The 10350-nt window shown below is 57.8% G+C and carries 8 protein-coding genes; 1 reads left to right on the forward strand and 7 read right to left on the reverse strand.

Annotated elements, in window-relative coordinates:
* Positions 1-299, reverse strand: a 299-nt coding sequence (locus VGE80_RS19565; RefSeq protein ID WP_440593832.1) for a glutamine synthetase III, incomplete at its 3' end; no start/stop codon positions are given.
* A gap of 409 nt (positions 300-708) precedes the next feature.
* Here VGE80_RS19565 and VGE80_RS19570 point away from each other — a divergent pair.
* Positions 709-1776, forward strand: coding sequence for an Mrp/NBP35 family ATP-binding protein (locus tag VGE80_RS19570; RefSeq protein WP_440593833.1), 1068 nt, complete (start codon positions 709-711; stop codon positions 1774-1776).
* Between the two features lie 154 nt (positions 1777-1930).
* Here the strand turns inward: VGE80_RS19570 and VGE80_RS19575 are convergent, their stop codons facing one another.
* From VGE80_RS19575 to VGE80_RS19600, 6 genes are all read right to left on the reverse strand, one after another.
* Positions 1931-3154: a GspE/PulE family protein gene (locus tag VGE80_RS19575; RefSeq protein WP_373649694.1), complete on the reverse strand. Its 1224-nt coding sequence runs from the start codon at positions 3152-3154 to the stop codon at positions 1931-1933.
* Entirely contained in the window at positions 3155-3511 is a 357-nt protein-coding gene (locus VGE80_RS19580) for an STAS domain-containing protein (protein ID WP_373649695.1), read from the reverse strand. It abuts the gene before it with no gap.
* Between the two features lie 583 nt (positions 3512-4094).
* The gene (locus VGE80_RS19585) at positions 4095-4544 is read right to left on the reverse strand and encodes a DoxX family protein (RefSeq protein WP_373649696.1); all 450 of its coding nucleotides are present in this window, start codon (positions 4542-4544) and stop codon (positions 4095-4097) included.
* A 38-nt stretch (positions 4545-4582) separates the two neighbouring features.
* Positions 4583-5281 carry a pirin family protein gene (locus VGE80_RS19590; protein ID WP_440593834.1) on the reverse strand — a complete coding sequence of 233 codons (699 nt, stop codon included), beginning with the start codon at positions 5279-5281 and terminating at the stop codon, positions 4583-4585.
* 425 nt (positions 5282-5706) lie between these two features.
* Entirely contained in the window at positions 5707-7173 is a 1467-nt protein-coding gene (locus tag VGE80_RS19595; protein WP_440593835.1) for a cation:proton antiporter domain-containing protein, read from the reverse strand.
* Between the two features lie 165 nt (positions 7174-7338).
* Complete coding sequence (locus VGE80_RS19600; RefSeq protein ID WP_440593836.1) at positions 7339-10173, reverse strand: FG-GAP-like repeat-containing protein; 2835 nt, start codon at positions 10171-10173, stop codon at positions 7339-7341.
* Positions 10174-10350: the final 177 nt, after the last annotated feature.

The raw sequence follows: 10350 nt of genomic DNA on the forward strand, positions 1-10350 counted from the left end.
CCGGTCAGGGGGTAGAACATGTGAGCGTAGTGGGTCGCACCCTTCTCGATCGCCCAGTCTTTCATCGCGGCGGCGACGGTATCAGCAACGCTTGGATCGAGTGGCTCGCCCATTTCAATCGTCTTCATCACCGATTTGAAGACGGTCTTCGGCAGGCGGTCTTTCATCACCTTGATGCTGAAGACGTTGGTTCCGAAGAGTTCACCGCTTGGAGTTTCGGCGAAATTCAGCGGGGCTGAAATGGGTTTGTAGTTCGTGACGGCCTGGATGGCCTGATAACGGGCGGTGCTACCACTCATTCGATGTACTTTCAGTCTGGGAACAGAAGAATAAGCGCTGAGAAGCCTCTGCTATGCAAGTTTCGGAAGCAATCAGGATGCCAAGTGAATCGATCTCCCGAGGATTCCAACAATCGTCGGCTTTCTGTGGCATTGCCAGACAATCTTCGGAGAACTGAAGCGAAATGCGTGCCTCGCCGATAGGCAGGTTTGCGCGGAATGTGTGCATGTCGTCGTGTGGACGTACTGAGACCAAAGACGGCTTACCCGACTGGTGGCCGCAGTTTATGGCGAAGCCTGCCGATCGCCGAATCCCGTCGGGAAACGCGTTGCGAACCCATCGCAGGCGGTGTGCCAGTGATTGCCCGGCGGTTGTCGCGCTGCTACAAATGAATGTGATTTCAATTCTTCTGAAGTATGGGAAGTGGCTATGTTGTCGGAAGCAGAGGTGTTGCAGCGTGTCCGCAGCCTGAAAGACCCGGAAATTGGCCGGACTTTTGGTGAGCTGGACATGGTGAAAGCCGTTCAAACGACGGGATCTACGGTCCACGTCACGATTGAACTTCCGACCCCTGCCTATCCGGGGAAACACCGGATTTCTGATGCCATCACCGCTGCGGTGAAAGAGGGGCAGCCCGATGTGACGGCGGTCGAGGTGAAATTCACTTCCGTCGTTCAAGGGAAAATGTCCGGTGGTGCCATTGGGCTTCGCGCCAAGAACGTTATCGCTGTCGGGAGCGGTAAAGGGGGCGTCGGCAAAAGTACCGTCGCCACTTCGCTGGCGTATGGTCTGAAGACGCTCGGTTGCAAAGTTGGTTTGATGGATGCGGACGTGTACGGGCCCAGTGTCCCTCACATGGTCGGGTCTGTGGATCGCCCTACCGCCATTAAAGTCAGGACGGAATCGGGTGAGGAGATCGAGCGGATTCAGCCTGTTGACGTTGATGGCCTGAAGGTCATCTCCATGGGCTACTTTCTGAAACCGGATCAGGCGGTGATCTGGCGAGGCCCCCTGCTTCACCGTGCGATCACCCAGTTTCTGAAAGATACCGACTGGGGTGATCTGGACTACCTGATCATCGACCTGCCTCCCGGTACCGGCGACATCTCGCTGACCCTTTCGCAGTTGCTTGGTCTTGCCGGAGCCGTCGTCGTCTGCTCACCTCAACAAGTGGCGCTGCTCGACGCGATCAAGGCGATCAGCATGTTCAATCAAGTCAAGATTCCTGTTCTCGGCATTGTCGAAAACATGTCGGGCGAGATCTTCGGTCGAGGCGGAGCCAAGGCCATGGCGGAAGAATTGAACGTGCCGTTTCTGGGCGAACTTCCCATCGATTCAGGGATTCGAATTCGAGGCGACGCCGGGCGGATTTCGACCCTCTTCTCCGAAGAAAACCCGTCACGGGAACCGCTGGTTCAGATTTGCGAGCAGGTCGCCATTCAGGTGGCCAAGCAACTGCTGGTCGCACCCAAGATGCCGACACTGGAAATCCTGTAACGGCTTCAAGGCACGAACAGGACAGCGCTGGAGCGGGTCTCAGACCCGCTCTCAGTCGGTCTCGCTCCCTCTATTGCAGCGCGCGTAGGCGTCGCCGGTGAACACTCTTGTTGCTCGTCACGTGCAGCCGTCATCCGAGACTTCGCCGGGCCGATCAATCGAGACCCAGTTGATCCGTTGGCAGTTCTCGCATGATTTCTTCGGTGCTCGTGATCCCCATCGCGACTTTCACGAGTGCCGAACGTCGGAACTCCAGCATCCCCTGTTGAATGGCGAACGTCTGCAGTTCTTCGCTGCTGCAGCCATTGGCCACCAGTTGACGCAGTGCCCGGTTGAAGACCATCAACTCGACGACGGCTGTTCGGCCGGCGTAGCCTTGATGCAGGCAGGCTTCGCAGGACCCGGGGCCGAAGATGAACGAGCCAAAGCCGGGTTCGAGGTATGGCTGGATATCGGCAAACGTTTCCGGTGATTCGCTGATGTCGTAAGCCACCCGGCACTTGGGGCAGAGCGTCCGCACCAGTCGCTGCGCGACAACGCCCAGCAGGCAGTTTGACAGGAAGTAACGATTGACTCCCAATGCAGCCATACTTTGGACGGCGGCTGCCGCGACGGGCGAGTGCAGTGTCGACAAGACCACCGTTCCGCTGTTGGCGGCTCGGACGGCGGTCGCGGCTGTTTCTTCGTCTCTGATCTCGCCGATCATGATGACGTCGGGAGACTGTCGCAGTACGTTGCGGAGCAGTTCCGGAAAATCCAGTCCAATCCGGGGATTCGCCTGGGACTGTCGCAGTCCGGCGACCGCGTACTCGACGGGATCTTCGAGCGTATTGATCTTTCTCGACCCGTCGTTCAGGCTCTGTACGGCCGCATAAAGTGTCGTTGTTTTTCCCGTGCCGGTAGGGCCGGTCACCAGGATCAGGCCGCTGGGATTGGCGAGCATCGCCTGGATCTTATTCAGTTCGATGCGGGTCAGGCCGATCTGGTCGAGGCTTTTCAGGCCGAACTTCCGGTCGAGCAGACGCGCGGTGACGTCCTCGCCATGAAGCGTGGGGATGATATTGATTCGCAGGTCGACGACCCGATCTCCAACGGCCTGAATCCGCCGACCCTCGTGCGGTCGGCGACGGTCTCCCAGATCGATTCCCGCTTCTGCTTTGAGCAGAGTGATCACGCTACGTCCTACTTCCAGCGGCAAGGCGGCGACTGTTTCCAATCCCCCCATCCGTCGGTAGGCGACGCGCACCCCTCCTTCTTCGCCCAGCAGAAACAGGTCGCTGACGTGCAGTTCAGCCGCTCGTTCAATGATGGCTTCAAGGACTTCGGCGGACGATTTTTCAGTAAAAAAGTCGGGTGAGAAACGACCGTCGTAGGCCATCTAAGCCACCTCCCCTCGTGCGAGTTGAAGGGCTTTTTCCGAGTCGTCCGCCATCTGAAAGACGGTGTTCAATCGCAACAGCGAGATCACATTCGCGGCGACGGTGGGGAGTGAGTGGATGACCAGCTTACCCCCCTGCTCACGAAATCGTTTGTGACAACTCAGCAGCCAACCGATACAGAGCGAATCCAGATAACTCGAGTCCCGCATATCAAGCAGCACCGTCTTCTGATAGGCGCTGGGACCAAGCAAGGCACGAATGGGATCGATCGGAGGTGCGACGTCCTGCTGATTCAGACAGCCCTCAATCGAAACCTGGACGACGTCGTCTCGGTCTTCCTTGATTTTGAACTTCATGACAATGGGGCCCACGAGAACAACGGGTAACAAATGTGTCAGTGACCGATTGACATTTTTTTACTCTACCCCGTGACACGGACCCTCATCAAGCGCCATATCAAAACACTCTTGTGTTCTTGGTAGACAAATGGTTGCAATTCGATACATCGCCCTCGTTGGGCTGTGAATTTCGGCGTTCCTCTGGCCGTTAAGGGGATTGCAGGGACGTCGTTCCACAGGTCCGGTGAGGTTGCAGATCGCGGTGATGACGAGCAAAAGGAAGCCCGTCTGGTCCCCTCCGAAGGTGTGTGAAGGGGCCGCTTGCGGGACTGCAGAAACAGCACCGCAAAAAAGAGGGGGGAGACACGCCTGAGTGCCTCTGGCAGCCGGAAGCCTCCTCACAGCGCTCAACCGGACGGGAGCGCGAGACGAGAAAATGGCCCGCTCGGACCTCGTGGTTCCGATGGGAACGAGTCGAGGTCCGCTGGTGGGAACGTGTGGAGGGGACACGGTTCCGGTTGTAACAGGATTGGCGAGTCAGCCCAGGAGCCCCGGGCCGAATTTCGATCCTCCTGCACTGAAGGTCTGCGGCTCCTTCCCATCATTTTGCAGGCTTGGCCTTCGGTTTGGCCGAGGCTCCTTTGGATCCGCTCTTTTCCAGGCTCATCGGTCCCGAGCCATTCGCCATGATGAACAGCATCGCACCCATCAAGCCGAGATTCTTCAGGAACTGAACCAGTTGTGACTGTTGATCGGGTCCGCGCAAGTTCCAGAAGTCATGGAAGTAGTACGTGACCGGAACAAGGAACAGGAACAGCATGGCTGCTCCGATCCGGGCCTTGTACCCCAGAATCAATGACACACTGCCCGCGATCAGAAACAGGATGGCTCCCGCGAGCTGGACTTGAGGCTGAGGAATTCCACGAGACCCCATCGAGGCCGCGACACCGTCAAAGTCTCGCAGGTGGCTGCCGATGGCGGAGGTCAGGAAGATTGCCGCAATCATGATTCGGCCCAGGACAGTGGTAAGTCCTTGTAAAAGAGCCTTCATGGAAATCCTCGCTTTCGTGAACAATGACTGAGAGTGGTCTATGGAAGGTCGAACAGCATAATTTCGGCATTTTCGGCCGCTTGGATTGCTAATTCAGCTTCGTCACTTACCGCCACACCATCACTGGTTTCGAGACGCTGGCCATTCACTGTGACTGAGCCGCGTAATACTTGCAGCCATGCATGTCGGTTTGATGCGAATTGCTGGTGTATCTGGCTTCCTTTGTCGAGGTTGCCCAAATAGATCCGGGCGTCCTGATGAATGAGCAGTGAACCGTGTTCCCCCGATGGCGAGGCAACCAGTTGCAGCTCGTTGTGCCGGTCTGATTCCGGGAATCGGCGTTGTTCGTAACTTGGCTCAAGTCCCTTTTCCGAAGGGAACAGCCAAATCTGATAGAGGTGAACTGGTTCCGTTGGGGAGGGATTGAACTCACTGTGGGTAATTCCCGTTCCCGCCGTCATGCGCTGGAACTCACCCGGTCGAAGAACTTCGCCATTTCCCATCGAATCCTTGTGCTCCAGTGCCCCTTCGAGAACGTAGGTCACGATTTCCATATCTTGATGAGGATGTGTGCCAAAGCCCTGGCCGGGAGCGACCCAGTCTTCGTTCATCACGCGCAACGATCGAAATCCCATGTGACGCGGGTCACGGTAGGACGCGAATGAAAAAGTGTGGTAAGTGTTCAGCCAGCCATGATTGGCGTGACCGCGATCGTTGGATTTTCGGATCTGAAGCATGGGACTTCTCCTGACGAAAGGGTTGTTGAGAAAGAGGCCAGTCGTGGCGATTGTTTACATGTCATGTAAATGGGTGAAGAAACTGTGGTTCGATTGAGAGGTGCCTCAAGCTGACTTCCCTGCTCGTTCGATTCGAGCCGGCGCGACAGCCTTCATTCTCTGGTTCGGACCGTCGCCATTTCTGTCTGACCAAGTGATGGCCTCGTCCGGTTAATAGTTTACATGTGAAGTGTATGGCAGTCAAGGGGCGGAGCCGATTCGCTCAAGTGGACAACCAGCATCACGCGCCTCTTATGCGTCAGGGGCTGACTCGATCAATGTAGCAGCGAGCTGAGTGAGTACCGATGAAGAGGTTGCGAACGGAGGTCTGAGGCCGTCACCAGAACTTCTCGTCGGTTCTCGAATGGGTTATCTAACCGAAGTGGTCACGGGGATTCGCTGCGGAAGGTGACAGACCCTTCTGCGCCGCTGGCCGAATGGGACAGCAACTTGCGGAGGATTGGCGAGGTCGCAATTGTTGTGGCGACGGCCATGATCACCATCATCGCGAACAGCTTCGGTGAGATGACTCCCAGCGACAAGCCGATGTTCAGCACGATCAGCTCCATCAACCCTCGGGTGTTCATCAGGATGCCGAGCGCGGCGGAAGTGCGCCAGTCGATCCCGACCATTCGCGAAGCTGCGACCGTACCCCCAAACTTGCCAACCGTGGCGACCAGGATCAGGGCCAGACAGATCAGGATGCCGTCCCAACCATTGATCAGACCGATGCGGGTATTCATCCCTGTCACAGCGAAGAAGGCCGGCAGCAGCAGGATCGTCACGACGTCGGTCAGTTTTGAAGTCAACTGGTGGGCGATGCGACTGTCGTGAGGGATGATCGCCCCCAGCATGAAGGCTCCGAAAACGGCATGAATTCCAATCGCTTCGGTCGTGAGCGATGCGCAGAGCAGTGCAATCAACAACAGTGGAATCGTCTGTCGCTCTTGCTGATGCTGTTCGGCCCAATGGACCCATTTGACGATCAGCGGCCTGACCAGCAGAAACATCACGGCAATGAAGGCAATCGTGGCCACGGCGACCAGCATGGCTCCCCCCACCTGCGCCTGGACAACTCCCACGACGAAGGCCAGCAGGCACCAGGCCGTCACGTCGTCGGTGGCCGCGCAACTCAGGGCGATCACGCCCAGGTCAGACTTCTCAAGTCGTTGGTCTGTCAAAATCCGCGCCAGCACGGGAAAGGCCGTGATCGACATGGCGACACCCAGGAACAAGGCAAAGCTGGTGAAGGGGACGCTGTCGGTGGACAGGATCGGATAGAGCCACAGTGCCGTGAACGATCCCAGCACAAACGGGAAGACGATACTCGCGTGAGAGATCGCGATGGCGGCTTTGGCCTGTCGTCCAACCTTCTGGGCATTCAGTTCCAGCCCCACGACGAACATATACAGAATTACGCCGATCTGCGCGATGGTCTTCAGGGAACCGAGCACCAGTTGATGCGGATCCGCTGACACGTCGGGAATCAGCAAGTGCATCGCCTGTGGAGAAATTGCCCCCAGGACAGAGGGGCCCAGCAGAATTCCGGCGATCACTTCACCAATCACGGCGGGTTGGTGCAGGCGTTTCAATACCCACGAGAGCACGTTTCCCAAGGCGATCACCGCCGCGAGTGTCGCCATGACATGGACAACGACGTCGACACCACCGGCATGAGTCCCCTTCGGCGCTGAAACTGTCGCAGTCCCCGGGGGGGCCTTCAGCCCCTGTCCGATCTGGCGGATCAACATAAAAGATGCTACTGCGGCCACGAGCAGCAAAGCATAGAACAGCAGGGAGACGACGGATTCCCGCTGCGTTGGCCGATCAGAAGAAGAAGAGATCGTGCTCATCGGAAACAGTTCATCAAAGTGAAACGGCTCGCCCTGGCCGCACGCTCGCCAGCCGCGTGAACGCCGATCGATAAAATATCCGTTGAAACAAGTGTCGTCAAGACGATTGTTCGGGTTGAGTCATTTTCTGTTGGCATCTTAAGGCTGAGAATCAGTACCCCCCAATCAGTGACTCTCCACCGTGATTGGCAGCAGTTGCTGATTTCCTTCGACGGCGATGAGGTGTTGAGTGGGGTTCGTGATGGTGAAAGATTGTTTGGATCCCGAGATCCAGTGAATGTCGACGGTGAGTTCTGGGGAGTCGTTTCCGAGTCCGAAGTCGAGCAGCCTCTGGTTGGATGCCTGATACCCATCTCCGGCAGTGAGCTGCCGTGTGAGGTGTTTCTGTCCGGCCTGCACGGTGACACGCGTGCCGATGGCGTCACGTGAACTGTTTGTGGCGACAAGCTGGATCCGCAGTCCCCGCCCTGGTTGTGGAGATTTGTTGGTGAGCAGCGCGGCGGGGTCGCCGATGTGTGAGATGGCAAGGTCATCGAGTCCATCCCTGTTCCAGTCGATTCGTGCGACTCCTCGACCGAGCCTGGGAAGAGTGAAGAAGTCGCCGATTTCGTCCGCGAATCGTTCCTGGAAGGAGTTGGTAGTGTTCTGGAAGAACTGAGGCCTCATTTTGTAGGGGATCTGTTTGTAGGAGAAGTCGTCGACATGTCCGTTGACGAGAATCAGGTCTTCCAATCCGTCGTGGTCGGCATCGATGAACTGCGTGCCGAACCCGAGAAGAGACCAGCTGGGATCGCGGAGTCTCATGGTTCTGGCTCGGTCCGAGAAGGTACGGGCACCGAGGTTGATGTAGAGCGAGTTGGATTCGTTGTAGAAGTTGGTGACGAACAGATCGACCCGTCCGTCGTTGTTGGGATCCCCTGCGGCGACCCCCATGCAGGCGAGCGCGGCACCTGCTTCGTCGTAGGCAAGTCCACTGACGAGTCCCAGTTCCTGCCAGACGAGTTTTCCGTCCGGTCGTCTTTGCGGTGCGAAGAAGAAGTTGGGGCGTCCATCGTTGGCAACGAAGAGACTGATGGTTTGCGATTCGTCGAAGTCAGCGGCAACGATCCCCAGTCCATCTCCGTTGGGCGCATCAAATCCCCACTCCCGGGTCATCTCGATAAACGTCCCGTCTCCCTGATTCTGATAGACATGGTCTACCGCAGCGGGGAAGAGCGAAGGTGGGCACGACGCCAAAATGGTGTCGTCTCCCTGACAGACACGAGTGTAGATCTCATCGCCGGTCAAGTAGGTGACGTCATAGACATCCGGGAGGGAATCACCGTCGAGGTCAGCGAGCAGACAGGAGGTCGTCCAGTGGGAATAGCGGGCCAGGCCTGAGCGGGAGGTCATGTCGAGGAACGTGCCATCACCCTGGTTTTTGTAGAGTCGGTTCCCGTCGATGTTGGCGACATAGAGATCGGGGAAACCATCGTTATCGAAGTCACCTGCAGCGACCCCCTGCCCGAACCCGGCATCATGAATACCGGCCAGATGGCTGACTTCGCACATGCGAATCCCGGCCACATTACGGAACAGGGCGTCGAGGAACTGAGAGTCGGCAGTATCCGGAGGCCAGGTCGTTCCCTGCGTGAAGTAGAGGTCACACCAGCCGTCGAGGTCATAGTCGAAGGCGGCGACGCCCCCCCCTGTGTATTCGAACATCCGTCTGCCGGGACTCGCCGAAATCTCACCATTGAAGTAAGTGAACTGAAGGCCCAGCGCCGCAGCCTCATCGAGGAAAAGGATGTCGCTTGAGGATGCAGGATGACCTGATCGGGTGTGAGACGGGTCAATGCGCTGAGAGGTCAGATCTGGTAGCGGATAAGACGACAGATCGAACCGCTTTGCCAGATCTGCCTCGGGTAAGAGTGCCGGGGTGTCTCCCCGCTGCAGCTTCCTGACTTGCGGGTAGATTTCTCGGACAAAGGTCGGTCGGGCTGCGTCGGGGAGCAACTCGCACCACGCGCGGCATTCAGGAAGGCGACCCAGTTCCAGGGTCAGGCGAGCACACAAGGCAATCTCGGTGGCTGAGCCTTTGCGATCGTACAGCTTTGCAGAGTGCTCTGTCAGTTCACTCAGTTTTCGGGCTCGGTCCGAGAACTGTTGTGCCTCATCCCCACGCTGTTCCGCTGCCAGAAGCTGACCAAGTTGATAGGTGGCTCGGTCGTAGTCCGGGATGCGGCGAAGCGTTTCCCAGTAACACCGGATGGCGGCGCCGCTGTCCGTGGCGCTTTCGGCCCGTGTGGCCAAGAGCAGCCAATAGGCCGGGTGCTGCCATGCGGAGTCCGGAAGCTGCTTGAAGCACTGGAAAAAACTTGCTTCGTCGCCTGCCTCAACCAGCAGCGTGGCGAGTAACAATTGGGCTTCGAGTAGTTCTGGACTGCGAGAGAGAGCTTCTCGTAGCAGGCTGATGGCTTGGTCCTTTCGTCCAACGGAAGAAGCGATCTTTGCGCAGCCCAACAGGCCCAGCGGGTCGCGAACCCGTAACATCTGGGCGAAGACAGCCTGGGGTGGAGCGGGCATCTCTGCGGGATCCGCAAGGGAAATGAGGGCCGCCAGATGGTTGCCGGAACCTTTCAGAGACCGATGCAGCGGGAGATTTGCTTCCCATTGACGTCCAGACAGGCTGAGAAGGGTTCCCCACAGGCCCTGCACTTCCGGAGACTGGCTGGTGGGGGCTCGAAGCGACTGTAGTTCGGTTTCGGCATCAGAAAGTCGTCCCTGCCGCATGAAGAGCGAGGCGATCGCGAGGGTCGCGGCGTTCTGGGAATGCGAGCCAGCAGAGATCCGTCGGTAAGTATCCAGCGCGTCCGCCGGGCTGCCCAGATGCTCAAGCGCCTCGCCCAGCACAAGCATCATTTCGGAATCGGCCGGTCGGGATTCGAGACACGAAACGGCCAGCGCCTCGGCTTCGCTCCATCGCTCTTCTGTTCTGGCAAGCAGGGCCGCAGCGCGCATCGAGTTTTGCCTGTATTCAGAGACCTGCCAGGCGGAAACCAGCACCAATACCGAAATCAGAGTTCCGGCGATGCATCTGGACCCTGTCTGGCGAATGTTTGCTCTCGAGGACACGACTTCACCGGACCCGTCCGTGGTCGCGCATTCTCTCTGCCGACCTCAGACATTTGCTTCTGG

Origin of the sequence: Schlesneria sp., assembly GCF_036405755.1 — a bacterium.
GTDB lineage: Bacteria > Planctomycetota > Planctomycetia > Planctomycetales > Planctomycetaceae > Schlesneria > Schlesneria sphaerica.

Bases quoted from the DNA above. Each gene is read 5' to 3' on its own strand.
- VGE80_RS19570 (WP_440593833.1), top strand. From the start codon at position 709: ATGTTGTCGGAAGCAGAGGTGTTGCAGCGTGTCCGCAGCCTGAAAGAC.
- VGE80_RS19575 (WP_373649694.1), bottom strand. From the start codon at position 3,154: ATGGCCTACGACGGTCGTTTCTCACCCGACTTTTTTACTGAAAAATCG.
- VGE80_RS19580 (WP_373649695.1), bottom strand. From the start codon at position 3,511: ATGAAGTTCAAAATCAAGGAAGACCGAGACGACGTCGTCCAGGTTTCG.
- VGE80_RS19585 (WP_373649696.1), bottom strand. From the start codon at position 4,544: ATGAAGGCTCTTTTACAAGGACTTACCACTGTCCTGGGCCGAATCATG.
- VGE80_RS19590 (WP_440593834.1), bottom strand. From the start codon at position 5,281: ATGCTTCAGATCCGAAAATCCAACGATCGCGGTCACGCCAATCATGGC.
- VGE80_RS19595 (WP_440593835.1), bottom strand. From the start codon at position 7,173: ATGAGCACGATCTCTTCTTCTTCTGATCGGCCAACGCAGCGGGAATCC.
- VGE80_RS19600 (WP_440593836.1), bottom strand. From the start codon at position 10,173: ATGCGCGCTGCGGCCCTGCTTGCCAGAACAGAAGAGCGATGGAGCGAA.